This window comes from Paenibacillus sp. FSL M8-0334 (assembly GCF_038000405.1).
Taxonomy (GTDB): Bacteria; Bacillota; Bacilli; order Paenibacillales; family Paenibacillaceae; genus Paenibacillus_AQ; species Paenibacillus_AQ campinasensis.
In genome coordinates, this window is sequence record NZ_JBBOCH010000001.1 from 2,451,465 (window position 1) to 2,470,604 (window position 19,140).

Here is a 19,140-nt window from a genome sequence, read left to right on the forward strand (position 1 = left end):
CGTTCGCTCACACGAACCATTCACCCATCTAAACAATTCGATTCACACAACCCATTCGTCAATAGCCGATTCATGATCATGAATGAGCCATCCGCTCGGGATGGCTCTCTTTCTGTTTCTACAACCCTGGATCAGTATGGGGCTGTCCTCATCCAGACCTCAGTTAAATCTCCGAATCGATCGGCAGTTTCTTGATCGGGGCATAGATGTGGTAGGCGGCATCCAGATGCTGAACATCATCAAACACTTGAATAAGCTCGATATGCGAATCCTCGGTCTCCTGTCTGGTGATTTTCAGAAATCTTGCATAATCAGTTTTCAGCACGTCCCCAATGTCCAGGATATCTCCCGTATATTTGAATTTGGCACAGAAGAGCTGGGGGACATCCACGGTGAAATAATACGGCAGATCGATCTGCACTTCACGCGGAATGCCGAACAGCACCTTGAACCGGGTGGAGTGGGGCTCGCAGTTGGAATAGATCACATAGCATGGGTCGTCCGCGGTATCATCCATGTGATTGAACAGCATTTGGGCATGGGTTCGAATCCGCGCTTTGTAATCCCCGGCCAGGTCCACTTCAAAGGCGATGCCGCTCACCCGGAGCGTGCCCAGTTCCGTCTGAGTGAAATCGGTGACAATATCCCCGTTCACGTTCTTGACCGGTCTTTGTACAACAGCAGGAATCGGTTCAGGCGTAATAACGGCCTGCTCTGCTCGTAACGATTTGGGCGGCACCCCGTACTGACGCTTGAAGGCGCGTGTGAAAGAAGCTTGTGTACCGAAGCCCAGCTCATATGCGATGTTTGTCAGGGACATTGTTTTGTTGTGGATGAGCGGCAAGGACGCATTCAGCCTTCGCTTCAAGATGTACTGGCTTAACGAGCACCCCATCATCGCCGAGAACAAGCGGTGGAAATAAAATTTTGACATATGAAAAGCATCTGCAACGGAATCCAGTGACAAGGGCTGCTGCAAGTTGTCCTCGATATGCACCAGAGCCTGCTCGACCACTTTGTGATGGTCCATCGTCACCCCCCCTTCCGGGTTCTAGTGAATGTTGTGGTCAGTATACCACACCGCAATTAGCGGAGGATCAAATGATTTGTAAAATCAGAAGAACACGCTGCGGAGCCTGCATTCACCAGCCCCTGTCTTTACTGCGTTCCTTCCGGGGAGCAGCGTAGTACCGGCGCATTACAGCAAGATTTGAAAAGTAATGACGGGCTGGCCCTGGTACATTGGTGTCATACGGGAGGGCCAGAGGATATTTGCCTGGGCAAAATGGTCGCACACACCTTGGCATCTGGTCAGCATGCACCCCCGGTCATATAGATACTTGAATGGAGGTCGTCTCAATGGATATCAAGGATAACAAGCAAACAGGCAAGCCGCATATAACCGCATCCGGCCTGATGCGCGGTACCGGTGTATTTGCCATCTTGGCTGGACTGTTATACATCGCCATTCAGTTTATTCATCCTGCTGAGGAACTGTCCGCTGTCCGTACTGCCCCGTGGGTCATGGTTGCCGCTTTGAGCATGCTTATGTCCCTGTTCTTCCTGATCGGGTTGACCGGGATTTATGTGAAACAAGCGCAGGAGGCGGGCTGGCTCGGGGTGGCAGGATATCTGATCTTCAGCCTGTTCTGGCTGGCCTCGACCGCCTTCAGCTTCGTGGAAGTGTTTGTGCTGCCATTGCTGGCCACCGACGCACCACTATTCGTGGAAGGGTTCCTTGGGATTTTTGGCGGTGGCAGCAGCGAAGCTGACCTGGGCGCCCTTCCGGCATTGGCGCCAATAGCAGGGGGGCTGTACTTGCTGGGAGGTCTGTTGCTGGGGATCGCTACCTTTCGCTCCGGTGTTCTGCCCCGTGCGGCGGGGGCCCTGCTTGCGTTCGGGGCGGTGGTGACGCTCGCTGCTGCTGTCATTCCTCATCCGCTAGATCGGATTCTGGCCATTCCGATGGGGCTGGCCCTGATATGGCTGGGCTATGTGCTCAGCTCGGGTCGCGAGCGAAGTGCCGGTGTGTGAATGAAACCACAGGTTCATGATGGCCGGGGGCTCAAGCTTCCCGGTTATTTCCCATGTTCCCATAGGACAACAAGCTTCGGCGACCATATCATATATATGTCGTAACATCCAGTATCCGAAGGAAATCAAGCCCCTTCGTCGAACTGATATATAAGTAGCGAACGGAATAGTATAAATGGAACGCGCTTATATGCAGAGCGGGAAGAGAGGGGCGTGCGGGCAGCAATGAAGGACATTTTGAATAAATATATGAACAGACTGACCTCACTGAGTGAAGAGGAGCAGCAAGCCATTATCGAGGAGCTGAATATCGAGCACTTTAACAAAGGGGAGGTCCTGATTCGGCAAGGGGACATCCCCACGAAATGTTATTTCATCCTGCAGGGCTGCGTAAGGCAGTACTCGGTGGATGAAGAGGGACGGGAGATTACTTCGAATTTTTATACCGAAGAACAGGCGATAGCGGTTTTCAATCATCACCGGGAAGACAAGTCGTCAGACCATACATTCACCTGTGTGGAGGATGGCGTGATGGTTGTAGGCCAGCTCGACATTGAACAGGACATGTACAACAAATACACGCAATTAGAGACGATGACTCGCAGAATGATTGAAGAGAACTTAAGTCAGGTTCAGGCCGAGTTTGCCGTCTTTATCGCCTCATCGCCTGAAGAACGCTACAAAACGCTGTTGAAGAAGCGCCCTTCCCTCATCGACCGTGTGCCCCAGCACCAGCTGGCAAGTTATCTGGGGATGACCCCGGAGTCCCTGAGCAGAATCAAGAAGAGGGTGTTTCGGGACTCGATGTAGCCGGGGAGTCACGCAACGGACGCTTTCCTGTTCCCCCTCTGAACAGCAGCCATAGGGCGAAGCCCGCTTCTCCGGCTGTCATCGGCAGCATAAATACCATTTCAAGCACTGAGCCGATCCCCTCATGCTCCGCAAAAAAGATCTGAGCCCCGTGAACCAGGCCATAACCGGCTGAAGCAATCAGCAGCAGAATGCCAATCCATCTGGGCACATGGCCGGATTTCAGAGCCAGCAGCCCTAGAATCAGCAGGTGTCCGCCAAAGATAATTAAACCCACCGACCATATCTGTTCAAACGCTTCGAAATACAGCAATACCTGTGCTCCAACCTGCTCTTGCGTAAAACCCGATGACACGGCATCACCGCCGACCAGCAGCTGAACGAACAGCAGCTGCATAATCGCTATGCCCAGAATCGCCGAATACGTGATCCGAAGCCACCCGCCTAGCAGGGATAGATGGGGATGAGTAGGTTTGAAGAAGACATAACAGGCCCAGGCCACAACAATATCGCACAGTAAAATGACGAGCCAGCCCAAGATCTCTCCCCGAAAAAGAGCGCCGCTGGTGGTTACATGATTCAATGTGGCAGCTGCATCTCCAGGAACGAGCAAATTTCCATGGACATATCCATATGAAAACGCCGCGGCGATCATCATGATCACAAGTGCCGTACCGGCAATGAGCGCTGGTTTTCGCCGTCCCGCAATATCGTTTCTTAAAGGATTCATTCAGGCATTCCTCCCGATTGGTGATGACCCCATTGTAGCCGGTCAGGGCGGGATGTTCATTGACTTAAGTCAAGAGTTCGATTGAATGGACGGAGACCTTTCGAATACAAAAAAAGGCCTCAACGCCCACCATAAAGTGGGGATGAGGCCTTTTTGATTAAAAAATTACTGATTTCTTCTTTTCTCCAGTTCTTGCATGAATGCTTCTTCATTCTCAAACAATTCGACACCCATAAGGTAGGAGAGAATGCGCGGCAGGTTCGTGTTATCGATCAAACCAACGAATTCGTTGGCGCCTTTGCCGTACGCATACAATGGAAGCTCTTCTCCTGTATGATGACGGGATCCCCAGCTGATCAATGCGTGACCGGATACCACCGTTCCGACTTCATTAATGAGCGTAGTGGCATTATTCCAGTTGACGCTTGTCAATTGAGCAACATCCTCTTCGGTCAGCTTGAAACCAACAATAGGTTCAACAACTTGCTTCACATCAACCCAATAGGCTGTTGTAACGTTGCCATCTTCATCTTGTCCATAGGCTACTTGCAGTCCAATTAATTCGGCGATGGATTTCAGGTTGAAGTACGCTGTGCCATTCTCCACAAAGAAGTCGGATTCTTGCTCCTGCGAAGCAACTTTCACCGATTTCTCTGGCAGATTCACCGTAAATGCCGAATTCGCAATTTCAACATCGACAGTGAGATCAGTACCGTTGTAATCCAGTTTTCCGTCCAGCTGGTCAACGACTTCTCTCAGCGGCATGTAGATGTCATGATTAACTACCCGAACCGAGCTGCCAACATCGGTGGTGATTGCCTTGGAGAGCAGTTCCGCGCCGACGGTATTCACGCTTCCGGTTGCATTCTTCAATACAGCGATATTTTCTTGGTACCCGCCTGGCGTGTTACCGATGTTCATACCGCCTGTTTCGTGGTCGCCAACGACAACAACCAGCGTGTCCGAGTTTTCTCTGGCAAACTCAAGCGCGACGTCAACCGCTTCTTCAAATGCCAGCATGTCAGTAATCAGGGCGATAGGATCGTTGGCATGGCCGGCCCAATCAATCTGACTGCCCTCAACCATGAGAAAGAATCCTTTATCGTTCTTGCTAAGCGTATCCACTGCCAGCTTCGTCATTTCAGCCAAGCTTGGGACATTTTCTTTGTCGCGGTCAATTTCATACTTCAGATCACTCATGGCAAACAAGCCAAGAATTTGGTCTCCGTCTACTTGTCCAATTTCGCTGCGATTTGTAATATACTCATAACCCGCAGCCTTTGCTTCCTCTACCAAATTACGCTCCGGCTGTTTACCACCCTCAGACTCAGGCAAGAACATATCACGGCCACCGCCGAGAATAATATCGACATTATTGATATATTCAGTAGCAAGTGCCACTTCATTGCCGCGGCTTGGATCATGTGCCGTGAATACCGCAGGCGTTGCATGCGTAATCCGAGAAGTAGCAACCAGTCCCGTTGACTTGCCGCTCTCCCGAGCTGCGTCGAGAATCGAATCCGGTTTCACACCGTCCGGCGTAACCGAGATCACACCATTATTCGTTTTGTATCCGGTTGCCATCGCTGTACCTGCGGCGGCAGAATCCGTAACATTGGTATCTGCGGAGGCAGTCTTCATTAATCCTTTCACATAGCGTTCAAAGGACAGTTCCTCTCCCTTGTAAATCCGTGTTGCTGTCAAATAGCTGATACCCATGCCATCCGGAATTAACAGAATCACATTTTTTGCGCTGCCCTTTTCTTCCGCTCCGACAACGCTTACTAAACTGGTCCAAATGAGTACCGCTGCAATGAAAACCTTTGCGGATCTGCTGTAGAATTTCGAGAACATAATCTAACCTCCTACTAATCCATTGGAATAGCTTTACTATAATAGCAAAATATTAACGTATTATTCGAGGGAGGTTAAGATATTGTTAATTAAGGGTGTTTGTCTAGTCATTAAAATGATAACTTTAGTGTTTACAATCTGACTGTAGTCAGGTAGTATGTTTCCATACTGTAATTTTGGAGGTTCATATGGAAACGAAAGTGATAGAAGTCAGAAGGGCTGCTTTATGGGGGAGATCCTTTATTTTTATTATGGCTGCCAATGCCCTTCTGTTTATGGTGTTTGAAATGATGCTTCCGACATTACCACTGTTTGTCTCGCATCTTGGCGGAGGGGCTTCGGAAATAGGGATGGTAACGGGGGTGTTCATGTTCTCGGCGATCTTAATTCGTCCATTTACTGCGAAATTGGCAGCGCGTATAGATAAAAAGTATCTGCTGTTGATCGGCATCGCAATATGTGCGGCAATGACAGGTCTATACTACCTTGCGTCAGGTACGGCGATGATTTTGGTCCTCCGGGTCATCCATGGGTTTGGGTTTGGAATAGCGACCACGTACTTCGCTACCTTAGCGACAGAGAACATTCCAGTGGAACGCCGCGGGGAAGGAATGGGCTATTTTGGGGTAGGGGAGACCGTGGCGGTCTCGGTCGGACCTTTAATCGGGATGAGTGTGTTGACTCAATATGATTTTCACGGCCTCTTTTTCGGAGGGATGTTTATTTTGCTCCTGGCACTGCTGATGGCTGTGTTCGTCTCCCGGAAGCCGCATACTGGCACTGTGGAAGACCAACCGGAAGTTCCCTTTAAGCTGATTGAAAAAAGAGTACTCTTTCCTTCACTGCTCATCATGCTGATAGGGGTTGCGGCAGGCTCGATCATGTCGTTCATCGCGCTATACGCTGCCGAAAAAGGATTTGATAAGATAGCCTGGTTCTTCTTTATCGTTGCTTTGGCCAGCTTCGCGGTTCGCCTTGTATCCGGAAAAATGTTCGACCGTTTCGGCCCAGGCTCCGTGCTTGTACCCTCAGCTGTATTTATGGGTGTAGGCATCTGGTTGCTTACACAATCCGGAAGCGAAGCGTGGTTTCTCGTGTCGGCGGCCGTCTACGGACTAGGTTTCGGCGCTGTTTTTCCAGCGATTCAGACCTGGTGCATCAATCTGGTTGATGAACATGAGCATGAGAATGCGATGGCTTCCTTCTTCAACTTTTTTGACCTTGGCATAGGTGGAGGGGCGATGATTCTGGGCCTGGTTGCTTCAGCATTCTCCTATGAAGTAGTGTATGATGTAGCTATAGCCATCATGATCTTATACTTGCTTTTGTATATTGGTTATGCCAGAAGGAAGAGAAACGGATAAGTGAATGCATTGTGTCGGAGGTAAATCTAGTTGAGTAAAGACAAAATTAAGGAAATTGCGATTCAACACTTTAATCGTTACGGGTACGAGGGGACCCGGATGGCAAAGATCGCCGAAGAGGCAGGGATCCGCAAGCAGTCCCTTTCGTACCATTATTCGAGCAAGAAGGAGCTGCTGCTGGAGCTGTACGCGGAAGCAGTGCAAAGTGAAATCGAATTTGTGCATCATTATTTTCACCGTGCCGGCGGATGGTCTTGGGAAGACAGATTGTATAACTTCTTGGTGGAGCATAAGAACCGCTTCTTGATGCATCCTAACGTAAACTTAATGTTTGTGTTTTCATTTATCCCGCCACTTGAAGTGAATGACTATGTCTTATCTCAATACAGACGCTATCTTGCCGTGCTAAAAGGGGAGCTGACCGCGTTATTTGAGGAGGCTGGACATCCATCACCGGAGGAATGCTCGGTAGCCTATGTTACCCTATTGGACGGACTTGATGTGCAGCTGGTCTATGAGACACATCAATCGTACGAGCGCACGATGGCGATTGCTTGGAGCGTATTTCTTGCCGGAATACGGCATGTCTAAGCTAGATTCGGCGGCTAAAGGTACCTTCCATACACTATAAAACAAGAGGCTGTCCAGAAAGTCAGTGAAACCTGACTACTGGCAGCCTCTTTTTTTGTAAAACGCTAAAAATATGCGCAAAAAAACCGTCTTTTCCTGTAAAATGAAAGTTACCACACAACCATTTCAGAAAGGGACGGTTTTTATGCGTAATCAAATGACTACTACTAAACATTATAACATGCAACTCACATTTCCTCTAGAAAATATAGAAGGAAACATAGATTCTAAACGAAAGCTCACACCTGCTTTTAAAGCTTATGATAACAAGCAGATGCATATGATCTTGGATCTAGAATCACTAATCCCTTCCCACCATGTCGCTCGTATCATTGATGAAATGATTGAATCTATTCCTGACGAGCTGTTGTTTGCTCATTATGTTGGCGGTGGCCGTAGTTCCTACCATCCTAAAATGATGCTCAAAGTGATTCTTTATGGCTACTCTCAAAAAGTCTATTCCTGCCGTGGCATTGAAAAACTATTACAAGAAAACCTACCGGCGATGTGGCTAGCTGCGATGCAACAGCCGGACTTCCGCACCCTGAATGACTTCCGTGGTGTGCGAATGAAGAGCCTTATGGATGAGCTCTTTCAAACGATGATTAAAAAGCTCATCAACGACAATTTTATTACCATGGAGAACTACTTCTTGGATGGCACAAAGATTGAAGCTAATGCCAACAAGTATTCTTTTGTGTGGAAAAAATCTACGTTACGCTTTGAAGAGAAACTCAAAGAAAAGGTGCAGGCAACCCTTGCGCATATTCATACGCTCACGCAGCAAGAAGCTAGTGAAATGGTAGCTACCGATCCAGATGAGCTTCCTGTACAGCTTGAAGAAACAGCTGTTATTCTAGAAGAACAAGTAGAGCGCTTAACTGAACAGATCGCTCAAACCAATGACAGTGAAGCGAGAAAAGCCTTACGAAAAGAGCGTAGTGCCTGGAAACAGCCTCTGAAAAAGATTCGTCAAGACTTTCTTCCACGTCTGGCCAAGTATGATCAGCAGAAAGCTTGCTTTGGTGATCGCAATAGCTACTCCAAGACCGATCCAGACGCTACGTTTATGCGAATGAAAGAAGATCACATGAAAAATGGTCAACTTAAACCAGGTTACAATGTACAGATGGCAACGGAAAACCAATTTATTTTGTTTTATAGTCTTCACCAACGACCAACGGACACACGCTGCTTCATTCCGCATATGGAGCAACTTGCTGCGTCTTCTTTACCCATGCCTAAAACCGTGATTGCTGACGCTGGTTATGGTAGTGAGGAAAACTATTTGTACGCGTTAGGCGAAGAAAAAGAGACGCGATTTGATTTTCTTATTCCATATGGCAGCTATATGCACGAACAAACCAGACGCTACAAAAAGAACATGAAGCATGCAAGCAATTGGACGTATGAAGAGTTAGACGATCGCTTTATTTGCCCGAATGGTCGATACGTTTCGTTTAAGAAGTACCAGACGAAGAAGACACGCTCCGGCCTAGAGCAAAGCTTTAAGATTTACGAATGTGAGGATTGTAGCGATTGCCCATTAAAGGCAGCATGTACGAAAGCAAAGGGAAATCGTCAAGTACACTGGAACACGGTATGGGAAGAATTAAAGGCAAAGGCAAAAACAGCCCTTGAGGATGACGAGAAATCCGCGATCTATGCTCGACGTAAAGTCGAGGTTGAGAGTGTATTCGGTCACATCAAGGGCAATCGGTCGTTCCGCAGATTTTCCTTGCGGGGTCTAGAAAAAGTTCATACAGAGTTTGGGATTGTGGCCTTGGCCCACAATCTACTGAAAGTAGCAGGCATTCGCCTCGCTACATTCTTTCAAACGCAGGGACGTAAAAAGGTTGGACGGAGAAATGGTTCTCTTCTCGTCCAACCTTTTTACTTTAGGGACTTATTGGACAGCCCCATTCGTGCATCATAAGCGCGCGTTCCTGCTTATATGGATTATTCGGTTACTCCGGTCTGCCTTGCGTAACGCCGTGCACATAGGTGAACCAAGGCGTATCGAGCGCTCCCTGGCCCGGGTTATAGGTGAAGAAATACTCCACCGTATCCCCGTGCTGCAGGTTGTTCACCGGATAGGTGAAGTTTCCGTTTCCGGTTGGATGCATCGCCACATTCAGCTGACCGCCGTTATTGATCTTGTAGTGCAGATCAGCAAAGGTCGCGCCGTTGACATAGAACAACAGATCATCACCAGTCCGCTTCAGGCCGCGTACCTCATCGCCGATCACGATGGTGGAAGGCGATCCGGGGCCGTCCGGATTCTGTCCGCCTCCCCCTCCGCCTTCGCCGCCTTCTTTATACACACGTACATAGTCTACTTGAAGCGTAGCCGGGATGTCGCCCGGATTTGGCGCACGGCCGCCATCGAAGGTGCCGCCGAGGGCCAGGTTCACAATGAGATAGAACGGCTGGTCGAACGGCGCGTTCGGATTGTTCGGTGCAGCAAGCGAATACCATTGTTCTCTCGTTACCTTGAAGAAGAACTTGCCATCTACATACCATTTAATGTTGTCCTCTTCCCAAACGACAGAATAGACATGGTAGTCATTGGCGATGGTCTGTCCTTCAGGGAAATGATATTCACCGGACAGATGCGTGTTTGACGGCCATTGTCCGCCGAAGTGAACCGCGCCGGTGGAGGTTCCAGGCAGACGTCCTCTTGCTTCCATGATGTCAATTTCACCGGAGGATGCCCATGTGCCGTAGACATTGTCCTGCGGAAGCATCCAGAATGCCGGCCAGACCCCGTTGCCTGTCGGCAGCTTCGCGCGGAAGTCCACGCGGCCATACTGCAGGGTGAATTTATCCTTGGTGTTAATTTTGCCGGAGGAGTATGGTGCCACTCGGCCCGGGTCTTGAGGGAACGTTTTTGGATCTTCCAGGGCCCGGATATTTAGGTTACCACCTTGTACGAAAATATTTTGGGTGCTGTCCGTGTAATGCTGCAGCTCTGCATTACCCCAGCCCCATGTGTTCGGATCGTCATTGAGATAATACCCGACCTCATAATTCCATTTGCTATGGTCAAGCTGGGTTCCGTTAAATTCATCGTGCCAGATCAGGGTCATACCTTCAATATTCGGGTTGTCCGGCGTGCTGAGCGGAATGTCCTCCTGATCGCTTACGTCTGGACGAGGCGCGTTCGGATTGCCGATAAACGTGTAATAGACATAGTTATCGCCAATATTCCCGCCAGCCTGCCCGTTCAGCGGATAGCCGATGCGGATCTGCATGTCTTCCTGAATCGGCTGGAACCACAGGCCGTAGATATAGTCGGACCAGTAGCCCCACTGATTCGCATCGGACATGTTGTTGTAGCCGTTAGCAGAGTAAGAGAAGCCGCTTTGCGCGGAGTCGCTCAAGTCCACCCATTGTCCGTTTCTGTTGATCTGGTATACAAAATTTCCAAGCTCGGATGCAATTGGCGCACCGCCGTCAATTTTAGGCAGCGGAATACCGATTGCACCGCTGTTATCTGCCGTAAAGGTTGTGCCTTCATATGGAGTAATCATGTATGAATTCCTCACCGGTTCATTAAAGATGATGGTATAGATGACATTGGCCGAAGAGGTTTTCGACTCAAGCTTCACATGGATCGATTCGGTGACCGTGAACCAGTAACCGCCGCCGCCATCGGTGAATTGACCGAAGTTGCGGTCATAGATCCAGCCGCTGGCCGCATTGTTGTCGATATCAATCCATTCGCTGCTGTTGACAGGCTTGACGTACACCTTCAGATCATCGGCTACAGCCTCATAAGGAATGGCCGGATCGTTGTTGAAGATCGGATAGGTGAAACCGGCGCCGCCTGTAAAGCCTGCTGTGATCTCCGGTCCTTGTGTAGGCGTCATCGCCGTAATGGTCGTTCTGTTGATGTTCTGGAATTGAAGCGTGTAATTCAGCGTCACGCCATTCGCTTTGGAGAACAGTTGAATCTCTGTCGTTTCAGAGATGGTAAACCAGTAGCCGTTGAAGCCGCCATCGCTCCAGTGGCCCCAGTTCTGGTTATAGACAAAGCGGCTTACGCTGTCGATATCGACCCAATTGCCGCCGACTCTCACATTGACGCCTAAATCCTGGACAACATCCTGCAACGTGGCAGAGCCTCCGTTGAATATAGGCATGACAAATCCGTAGCTAGCCTGACCAACCCCGGATTTGGAAATGACAGGCCCGTCTGCTGGCGAAAAGTAATCCATAGAGGTAATGGTGGTTGCCGCTGCCTGAGCCTTCGATGCCGGCAACAGACCTACGCTGGCCACCATGACTACCGCTAAGAACAAACACCACACTTTTGACACCAAACGCTTCTCCGAAGAGTAAGATCGCCTCATAAATACCCTCCCTAAATAAAATAATAGTAGATGTCCTGGCTGAAAGGTCTCATAGGAAAACGCTTACACCAGAAACATCTTTATTCTATCGATAACGTCATCAGATGGATAGGTGCCATTTTTTTGGTTAGGTCCCATTATTTCGGGTCGTAAAACACAAGTCCACCATTGCCAAGACCTTGGACGTATGATAATTTTCGTGTATACGAGTAGAAAGGTGTAAGAGGGATCATCCACGCTGAAAGGAAATAGTACATTATGCCTAAAACCATTGTAGAGAAGCTGAATTTGCAAAAGTATCAGAAGACAGCCGTGTTGAATACGCCGGCAGGCGAGGAGAGTCTGGTTGAGCTGTCGGATGCGGATCACGAGCTAATCCAGGAGCAATACGACCTGATTTTTGCCTTCGTGCTGGATATGAATGCCTTTCAGCAGCTTATCGGGACCATCATCGCCGGGAATCGATTGCGTGAGGGCGGTCTCTTATATGCCGCCTATCCTAAAAAAGGAAACCGAGTATACCCGACTTATATTCACCGGGATTCGCTATTTGAGGGGGTTGGGGCGGACGAAGATGGCTATATCGGGACAAGCAGTCTCAAATTCAATCGCATGGTGGGGATGAACGAGGTATTTACGGTGGTAGGCTTTAAAAATGAAAGGAAAAAGGCCGTCTCGGGATCTGCGAAGCCAAGTCAAAGCGTGGATGATTACGTTTCCTTCATCCCGCAAATCGAAGAGGATTTGAGCGGTGCGCCGGCGGAGCTCGCGTTCTATCGTTCGCTTACGCCAGGGTATCGCAAGGATTGGGCCCGTTATGTATACAGCGCGATCCAGGAGCAGACGAGAGCGAAGCGCAGAGAAGAAATGATCGCTGTTCTGGCTCAAGGCTATAAAAGTATGGATCTTTATCGGCGGGGAAAAAGGTAACGCTGTTCGGCCAGGCAGGTTGTACAGTTTTTGTACAGAAGCGGTTGTTACAATGTGCTGGGACTCTATTCCCTCTAATAAATCATGAATGACCAAGATATAGGCGTCCTGTTGGAATGGAGGTAGACGGCTTGAACTGGCGAAGTGGACGCAAAGCGGTGTGGATAGGGCTATGCATATTGCTGGGGGCGGCTCTCGGAATCGGAGGCTGGCTGACCCGGGCGGGGGGAGAAAATCTGACGAAGCGTTTTATCATGACCCATATGACGAATCCGAACGGCACGTTGGCCACGTATTTACAAGGGGCCGATTCTGTCGTGCCTGAGCTGGCGGCTGGGCGAGAAGCGCTGTCCGAGTCCCTTGGGTTCTGGATGCAGGCGGCGCTGGCAAGTGATGATCTTGCCGAGTTTGAGAGAAGCTATGAACAGCTGGTCCAATACTTTATTGCCTCCGAGCCCCGCTACATTGCATGGAAGCTCAGCGGTGAGGGCGAGGCGCAAGTAAGCACGAATGCGCTTGGGGATGATTTGCGGATTATCGGGGCTTTGCTGGAAGGTGCCCGCAAGTGGGAGGAGCATCCTGAATGGATAGAGACAGCCCGCCAGCTTACGAATACATTATTAAGCCGCTCCGAGAAGAACGGCTACCTGGTGGATTTCTACGATTTTGCCAGAGCGGAAGCGCCGGACACGCTGAGTCTCGCTTATGTGGACTTGCCGGTGCTGGAAGCTCTTATGCAAGCGGGTCTGCTGGATAAGGAAGCGTACGGCCGATACCATGCGCTGCTGCAGGACATGCCGGATGACGGTGTATTTTTCCCCAAGTCCTATAACGTGGTGAGCGGGGAATACACTTATGTGTCCGAGGTGAACATGATTGATCAGCTGCTGGTGGCGATCTATGCGGGTGAAACGACAAAAGCGCAGTCGCTGCATTCGTTTCTGAAGCGGGAGTATGAACAGACCGGAATGGTCGCGGGACAGTATCGGCGGGCTGACCGGACAGCGGCGGTGGACTACGAATCCTCATCGGTGTATGGCCTGGCGATCGTATACTCGCTTCAGCAGGGAGACCCGGTGTTCGCTAACAAGCTGTATGAACAGATGCAGAGACTCAGGGGGCAGGATGAACGTTATCCCGGAGGGTATGTGTTTGAGGGAAATACGCATATTTTTGATAACTTGCTTCCTTTATTAGGGGAGTATGCAATTCGTAGGGGTGGACATGGAAAATAAAAAACTGATTCAGCGGATGGTGTGGGGCTACGTTCTGCTGCTTGCTTTGGCCATTGCAGGAAACGCTGGTTTATATCCATGTATTCATAAACCAGTCTTTCACCTGGATGGAGCTCGTGTTCGCCATAGGCTGCCTGGCTGCTCTGCTGCTCGGATTTCTGGCTCCTGCCGGCTTCTCGGCTGTGGTTACGTTCATATATATTGTTGCTTATTTTGTATGGCTGGCCACCTATGCCGAGGTGAACGTGTTATCCTTCTCCTTGCTGTGGCAGATCCCGGCCAATGTGGCTGCAGCGGCATTCATCAAGGCGGGGCTCGTTCGCAATAAACGGATGATGGAGAGGCTGGAGGAGCTTCAGCACAAACACCCGGAAGTTGACCTGGCGACGTTGCTGGGCAACAAGGAAGCTTTTAAAGAAACGCTGGTCAAGCAGTCGAATCTGGCCCATCGTTATTCGGAGACGTATAACTTTTGCCTGGCCATGTTCAAAATCGAATTTCTCCCGATGGTGCAAGAAGCGCTCGGCTCCCAAGGGTATGCCCGGCTGCTCGCGTCCTTGTCGGAAGCGATCCGGAAGCAAATTCGGTATGAAGATTACAAATTTGCCCTGGACGAGGGCAGGTTCATTGTGCTGCTGCCGATGACCAACCAGGCCTACCTAAAGGCGCTGACAGACCGGATCAAAAATGCCTTGATGGATATTCCGTTTCAGGACCGGAATGGCCGGGAGCTGAAGCTGGTGATCCGCGCCGGGGCGCTTGTGTTTGCCATTGTGCGGCGCTGGCGCTGCTCATCGCTACACTGACCTTCCGGGTTCGTGTCCATCGTAGATATGACCGGAGGAAGAACAGTGGCTGATCTCTTATTGGTTTTTTGCATACTGAGTATCTGGGCGGCGGTATTTCAGTCCATCGTCATTATGGGAGGGGCGGTCCGGTTCATTTTCAGACAGAGCCGCAAGGAGTGGGATATTCCGTCTCAGGATGAAATGGAGCACTTCCCCAAGGTGACCGTGCTCGTCCCTGCACATAATGAGGAGCTGGTGATCGCGGCTACGGCAGAGCATATTCTGCGGCTGAATTATCCGAAGGATAAAGTGCAGCTGATTGTCATTGCCGACAATTGCAGTGACCGCACGGCAGCGAAGCTCAAGGAGCTGAAGCAGAGGGAAGCCTACCGCGACCGGGACTTCATGATATTCGAACGCACGGGAACCGGCGGCAAGTCGGGAGCGCTGAACGATGCGCTCTTGCATGCCAAGCATGAGTGGGTATGCGTGTTTGATGCGGATGCGGCGCCGGAGCGGAACGCGCTGTATTTTTTGATTGAAAAAGCGCTGGAGGACCCGGACAGATACGGGGCGGTTTTTGGAAGGAACAAGGCGAGGAACCGCGGACAAAATTTTCTCTCCAAATGCATCAATCTGGAGCTCGTTACCGCACAGCGTATTTACCATACCGGGCTATGGGAGCTGTTCAGGCTGGGGACGATCCCCGGCACGAACTTTATTGTGAAGACGGAGCTGATCCGCGAAATCGGCGGCTGGGACACGGAGGCGATCACTGAGGATACGGCGATTTCCTTCGAGATTATGACGAGAGGTCAGCTGATCGCGCTGGCGCCTCAGGCGGAAGCCTATCAGCAGGAGCCGGAGCAGCTCAGCGTGTACCTGAAGCAGCGGGAGCGCTGGGCGAAAGGGAACTTTGCGGTTGTGATGGAGAATATCCACCATCTGTTTGGACGCTCAAGCTGGCGCATTAAGCTGCAGGTGCTGTATTATGCGGCGAGCTACTTCTGGTATCTGCTGTCCATTATCATCTCGGATATCATTATTGTCGTCAATCTCGTGTACTGGGGGATCTCGCTGTTTCATCCGGAAGTGGTATCCCCGTTCCAGTTCGCCGACGATCTGTATATTTACCTGATGATCGCCTGGGGGTTGATGTACTACCTCTTCGTATTACAGATCAATCTCGCGCTGGCGACGGATATCGGACAAAGCACGACGCAAAACTTTATTCTCTCCTGCTTGTCCTATTTCACATATGCCCAGCTGTTTGTGCTGGTGTCCATACGCGCGTTCTGTTCCCTGTTGATTGATAAGGTGACAGGGCGAAAAGTGAAATGGTACAAAACGCAGCGCTTCGGCTAATAGTAGAGCTCATAAGAAGCTCATGAGAGCCGCCCGATTTGCACCCACGTCGACTGCGCGCGCGAGAACAGCCTGTGAATATAATAGCTCAGGCTTGGCGAATCATGATAACCGTAGGACATCAGCGCCTTGGTATCCATGAAGCGCGCCTCGGTTGTAGGACTGCCCATGACAACGGAAATAAGCCGCTTCCCGTCTCTGGCCGCCGTTCCGGTAAAGCAATATCCGGCTGCGGCGGTATAACCGGTTTTCAGCCCGTCCAGTCCTTGGACGTGGTAGGACGGGTTCGTTGAATGCAGCATGTCGTTGGTGCTGAATACCGAAAGATCCCTGAACTCCAGCTCATACGCCTGGACCGCGCTGTAGTCGAGAATTTCCGGGAAATCGTTCACAAGATGGAAGGCAAGCGCCGCGACATCGGCGGCTGTCATCATCGTATTGCGCCCGGTTGCTTCCTCCGTGAGCCCGGTGGCATTCACAAATTGGGTGTAGCTGGACAGACCCAGCTCCCGGGCTTTGTTGTTCATCATGCGCACGAATTCAGTCTCGCTGCCGGCAATATGCTCGGCCAAGGCGACGGCGGCATTGTTGGCGGAGGGCAGGGCCATCCCGATGAACAGATCACGCACACGGAGCTGGTCCCCTGCCTGAATGGCGATGGAGGCACCGGTCGTGTGGGCTGCCTTACGGCTGACAGTCACATGCTCCTCCCACGTCAGGGCTCCGTTTCGGATATGCTCCAGGACGAGATATTCCGTCATCATCTTGGACATGCTCGCCACAGGATATGGCGTGTCTGTATCCTTGGCGTAGATCACTTCACCTGAGCGGGCATCGATCAGAATCGCAGCTCTTGCCGATACTTCAGGTCTCTTGCCGTATGTATGCCAGATAAGCAGGAACAGGGCAATGGCCAGGCAGACAAACAGCAGAAACAGCTGCCCCTCTCTGATTTTTCTCGTGCGTCGGGTTCTTTTCTTCATCGATCTTTGCTCCTATCCATACATGATTAAGGTCATTGTAATGGAGCGGATTAAAGAATCCGGAAGAAAATTCTAAAGAAATATAAAGATTGTTACGACTGCTTGTTCAGAAGCTGCAACTGGACGGTGAAGCAGGTCTTTTCACTGCTGCTGGACACGTCAATGGTGCCTTGATGCAGCTCGATAATATCTTTGGCAATGGCCAGTCCGAGCCCCGAACCGCCGGTTTCGGCCGATCTGGACTTCTCCACCCGGTAGAAGCGGTCAAAAATATGAGGCAGGTCGATCGCAGGAATCGGATCGCCGTAGTTCACAATGTCGATGATCAAGGTATCATCCTCATCCTTCAGAAAAATATCCAGGTATTTACCGTCTTTGCCGTAATGAATCGCATTGGAGAACAGATTCTCGAATACGCGCGCCAGTTTGTTGCTGTCACCGAGTACATATTTCTCCTCCGTCGAGTAAAATTGTCGGCATTCCACCCCGCTGCGCTCCAGCTCCAGGCGAAACTGCTGCTCCATCTGGCTGAGCATCTCCACCATATTGATCGGAATTTTCTCGAGGGATACGGTTTTGTTCCTCAATTTCGTGTATTCGAACAGATCATGAATCAGGTTGTTAAGCGCAGAAGCCCTGGCATATACAATTTGGGTATAGTAGCGGAGCTCGACCTCGTCCTTGTACTTGTCATTTTCAATCAGCGACAGGTAGCCCAGAATGGACGTCATCGGCGTTCGCAGGTCATGGGAGACGTTGGTGATCAGCTCGTTCTTGGTCATCTCCGCCTGCAGCTCCTCCTTCATCGATTGCTTCAGGCGATCGACAACGATCATGATATGGTCGGATAACAGGGCCAGGTCCTGGAAGGGCATCTCTTTCAGCCTGTCGTTAAAATTCCCCTCGGCAATAAACGCCACATCCTGGATCAACCGTGAGACACAGCGATCGTAGTAGGCTCTTCTTTCCCTGCGGTAGAACAGGTACAGGTACAAGAGCGTAAGCATCATCCATAGCACGAGATAGACCACGGGCTCTACCACCTGCAGCAATCGGTCCCACTTGCGGGGGCCAACGATATCTATAAAAGCATTTCTCGTATTGGTGAATACGAGGGAGTTGTATAAGATACTGGTGATGATATTCTCCAATAAGAGAAATGTCAGCATAGCCAGCCCTCCGGCCAGCACGATCAGGAATATTATTCTCCATCTCGGAAGGTCGCGCAGCAACCCCAGCAGTTGTTTATTCAATTTTATATCCCACTCCCCACACAGTATGAATGATCGACAAGCCGTTCATGGCAGACTCCAGCTTCTCCCTCAGGTTGCTTATGTGCACCATGACGGTCTTGGTGGACGCTGGTCCAGGCTCTTTCCATACCAATTCAAAGATCTCCTCCGAGCTGAACACCCGGCCGGGATGTGATGCCAGTAAATGCAAAATGCCAAACTCCAGCGAGGTCAGCTTGATCGTCTGCCCATCGACCTTGACGGTATGGGTCTTCTTGTTGATGGCCACATTGTGAACGACAATTTCGTCCTCTGAGCTGCTCATCGGCTTCGGATAGGCCCGCCGCAACAAAGCCTTCACCCGGACCACCAGCTCGAGCGGGTTGAACGGTTTGACCATGTAGTCATCGGCCCCGGTCATAAGGCCGTGGATCTTGTCCATATCCTCGGCTTTGGCGCTCAGCATTAGGATGGGGACGTTGCTCGTTTTGCGAATATGCTTGCAGACTTCAATCCCATCCACGTTCGGCATCATGACATCCAGCACGATCAGATCAATAGGGTGCCGGGCAAATTGGGACAAGGCATGCTCGCCGTCCTTGGCTGTATGAAGAGTATAGCCTTCGTTGGCCAGGTATAATTCGAGCAGCTCCAGAATTTTATCATCATCGTCTACGATTAGAATATCGGTCATGACTCATTCAATCCTCCACTTGGTATGCCGCAAAGGCGGATATCCCCGCGCTTGCCTGTCATCACATCAGTATGCACGGGAATTTATTTTATCTTAACACGGATTGTAAAGAAGAGAGATTCGAGGGTTCAAGGGA

16 protein-coding genes are annotated in these 19,140 nt (G+C 50.4%); 9 read left to right on the forward strand and 7 right to left on the reverse strand.

All coding sequences use genetic code 11. The features are described from left to right. Positions 1-163: 163 nt before the first annotated feature. Positions 164-1,030, reverse strand: a complete 867-nt coding sequence (locus tag MKX64_RS10730) for a helix-turn-helix transcriptional regulator (RefSeq protein ID WP_155619046.1) — start codon at positions 1,028-1,030, stop codon at positions 164-166. 329 nt (positions 1,031-1,359) lie between these two features. On the opposite strand from MKX64_RS10730, the gene MKX64_RS10735 reads away from it, so the two are divergent. Together MKX64_RS10735 and MKX64_RS10740 are read left to right on the forward strand one after the other, a co-directional pair. Then, positions 1,360-2,034 (forward strand): hypothetical protein, encoded by a 675-nt coding sequence (locus MKX64_RS10735; protein ID WP_341035758.1) that lies wholly within the window; start codon positions 1,360-1,362, stop codon positions 2,032-2,034. 225 nt (positions 2,035-2,259) lie between these two features. Next, positions 2,260-2,844: a Crp/Fnr family transcriptional regulator gene (locus tag MKX64_RS10740; protein ID WP_095268003.1), complete on the forward strand. Its 585-nt coding sequence runs from the start codon at positions 2,260-2,262 to the stop codon at positions 2,842-2,844. Here MKX64_RS10740 and MKX64_RS10745 read toward each other — a convergent pair. Together MKX64_RS10745 and MKX64_RS10750 are read right to left on the reverse strand one after the other, a co-directional pair. After that, the gene (locus MKX64_RS10745; RefSeq protein WP_341035759.1) at positions 2,813-3,574 is read right to left on the reverse strand and encodes a DUF4386 domain-containing protein; all 762 of its coding nucleotides are present in this window, start codon (positions 3,572-3,574) and stop codon (positions 2,813-2,815) included. The two genes, MKX64_RS10740 and MKX64_RS10745, sit on opposite strands and share 32 nt — an antisense overlap. 165 nt (positions 3,575-3,739) lie before the next feature. Next, positions 3,740-5,428: an alkaline phosphatase gene (locus MKX64_RS10750; protein WP_341035761.1), complete on the reverse strand. Its 1,689-nt coding sequence runs from the start codon at positions 5,426-5,428 to the stop codon at positions 3,740-3,742. A gap of 188 nt (positions 5,429-5,616) precedes the next feature. Here MKX64_RS10750 and MKX64_RS10755 point away from each other — a divergent pair, with 188 nt between their 5' ends. The 3 genes from MKX64_RS10755 (at position 5,617) to MKX64_RS10765 (ending at position 9,358) form a co-directional block, all read left to right on the forward strand. Continuing rightward, positions 5,617-6,792: an MFS transporter gene (locus MKX64_RS10755; protein WP_095268006.1), complete on the forward strand. Its 1,176-nt coding sequence runs from the start codon at positions 5,617-5,619 to the stop codon at positions 6,790-6,792. Between the two features lie 30 nt (positions 6,793-6,822). Next, complete coding sequence (locus MKX64_RS10760; protein WP_095268007.1) at positions 6,823-7,383, forward strand: TetR/AcrR family transcriptional regulator; 561 nt, start codon at positions 6,823-6,825, stop codon at positions 7,381-7,383. Between the two features lie 319 nt (positions 7,384-7,702). After that, positions 7,703-9,358 (forward strand): IS1182 family transposase, encoded by a 1,656-nt coding sequence (locus tag MKX64_RS10765; RefSeq protein WP_445670834.1) that lies wholly within the window; start codon positions 7,703-7,705, stop codon positions 9,356-9,358. Positions 9,359-9,389: 31 nt separating this feature from the next. Here MKX64_RS10765 and MKX64_RS10770 read toward each other — a convergent pair whose 3' ends face one another. Further along, the gene (locus MKX64_RS10770) at positions 9,390-11,777 is read right to left on the reverse strand and encodes a glycoside hydrolase family 16 protein (protein ID WP_341035764.1); all 2,388 of its coding nucleotides are present in this window, start codon (positions 11,775-11,777) and stop codon (positions 9,390-9,392) included. 258 nt (positions 11,778-12,035) lie between these two features. On the opposite strand from MKX64_RS10770, the gene MKX64_RS10775 reads away from it, so the two are divergent. The 4 genes from MKX64_RS10775 to MKX64_RS10790 all read left to right on the forward strand — a co-directional run bounded on the left by MKX64_RS10775 (position 12,036) and on the right by MKX64_RS10790 (position 16,095). Beyond that, positions 12,036-12,707, forward strand: coding sequence for a YdeI/OmpD-associated family protein (locus tag MKX64_RS10775; protein WP_341035766.1), 672 nt, complete (start codon positions 12,036-12,038; stop codon positions 12,705-12,707). 131 nt (positions 12,708-12,838) lie between these two features. Next, the gene (locus MKX64_RS10780) at positions 12,839-13,942 is read left to right on the forward strand and encodes a glycosyl hydrolase family 8 (RefSeq protein WP_095265170.1); all 1,104 of its coding nucleotides are present in this window, start codon (positions 12,839-12,841) and stop codon (positions 13,940-13,942) included. A 41-nt stretch (positions 13,943-13,983) separates the two neighbouring features. Next, positions 13,984-14,748 (forward strand): GGDEF domain-containing protein, encoded by a 765-nt coding sequence (locus tag MKX64_RS10785; protein WP_230875793.1) that lies wholly within the window; start codon positions 13,984-13,986, stop codon positions 14,746-14,748. Between the two features lie 45 nt (positions 14,749-14,793). Beyond that, positions 14,794-16,095: a glycosyltransferase family 2 protein gene (locus MKX64_RS10790; RefSeq protein ID WP_330164026.1), complete on the forward strand. Its 1,302-nt coding sequence runs from the start codon at positions 14,794-14,796 to the stop codon at positions 16,093-16,095. Positions 16,096-16,115: 20 nt separating this feature from the next. On the opposite strand, the gene MKX64_RS10795 is transcribed toward MKX64_RS10790, so the two are convergent. The 3 genes from MKX64_RS10795 to MKX64_RS10805 all read right to left on the reverse strand — a co-directional run bounded on the left by MKX64_RS10795 (position 16,116) and on the right by MKX64_RS10805 (position 19,004). Beyond that, on the reverse strand, positions 16,116-17,078 hold the full coding sequence (locus MKX64_RS10795) for a D-alanyl-D-alanine carboxypeptidase family protein (protein ID WP_155618636.1): 963 nt from the start codon (positions 17,076-17,078) through the stop codon (positions 16,116-16,118). Positions 17,079-17,170: 92 nt separating this feature from the next. After that, on the reverse strand, positions 17,171-18,331 hold the full coding sequence (locus MKX64_RS10800; protein WP_095399310.1) for a sensor histidine kinase: 1,161 nt from the start codon (positions 18,329-18,331) through the stop codon (positions 17,171-17,173). Next, positions 18,324-19,004, reverse strand: coding sequence for a response regulator transcription factor (locus tag MKX64_RS10805; protein WP_341035770.1), 681 nt, complete (start codon positions 19,002-19,004; stop codon positions 18,324-18,326). Before MKX64_RS10805 ends, MKX64_RS10800 begins: the two co-directional genes overlap by 8 nt. Between the last annotated feature and the right edge of the window lie 136 nt (positions 19,005-19,140).

Bases quoted from the DNA above. Each gene is read 5' to 3' on its own strand.
- MKX64_RS10730 (WP_155619046.1), bottom strand. From the start codon at position 1,030: ATGGACCATCACAAAGTGGTCGAGCAGGCTCTGGTGCATATCGAGGAC.
- MKX64_RS10735 (WP_341035758.1), top strand. From the start codon at position 1,360: ATGGATATCAAGGATAACAAGCAAACAGGCAAGCCGCATATAACCGCA.
- MKX64_RS10740 (WP_095268003.1), top strand. From the start codon at position 2,260: ATGAAGGACATTTTGAATAAATATATGAACAGACTGACCTCACTGAGT.
- MKX64_RS10745 (WP_341035759.1), bottom strand. From the start codon at position 3,574: ATGAATCCTTTAAGAAACGATATTGCGGGACGGCGAAAACCAGCGCTC.
- MKX64_RS10750 (WP_341035761.1), bottom strand. From the start codon at position 5,428: ATGTTCTCGAAATTCTACAGCAGATCCGCAAAGGTTTTCATTGCAGCG.
- MKX64_RS10755 (WP_095268006.1), top strand. From the start codon at position 5,617: ATGGAAACGAAAGTGATAGAAGTCAGAAGGGCTGCTTTATGGGGGAGA.
- MKX64_RS10765 (WP_445670834.1), top strand. From the start codon at position 7,703: ATGATCTTGGATCTAGAATCACTAATCCCTTCCCACCATGTCGCTCGT.
- MKX64_RS10770 (WP_341035764.1), bottom strand. From the start codon at position 11,777: ATGAGGCGATCTTACTCTTCGGAGAAGCGTTTGGTGTCAAAAGTGTGG.
- MKX64_RS10775 (WP_341035766.1), top strand. From the start codon at position 12,036: ATGCCTAAAACCATTGTAGAGAAGCTGAATTTGCAAAAGTATCAGAAG.
- MKX64_RS10795 (WP_155618636.1), bottom strand. From the start codon at position 17,078: ATGAAGAAAAGAACCCGACGCACGAGAAAAATCAGAGAGGGGCAGCTG.
- MKX64_RS10805 (WP_341035770.1), bottom strand. From the start codon at position 19,004: ATGACCGATATTCTAATCGTAGACGATGATGATAAAATTCTGGAGCTG.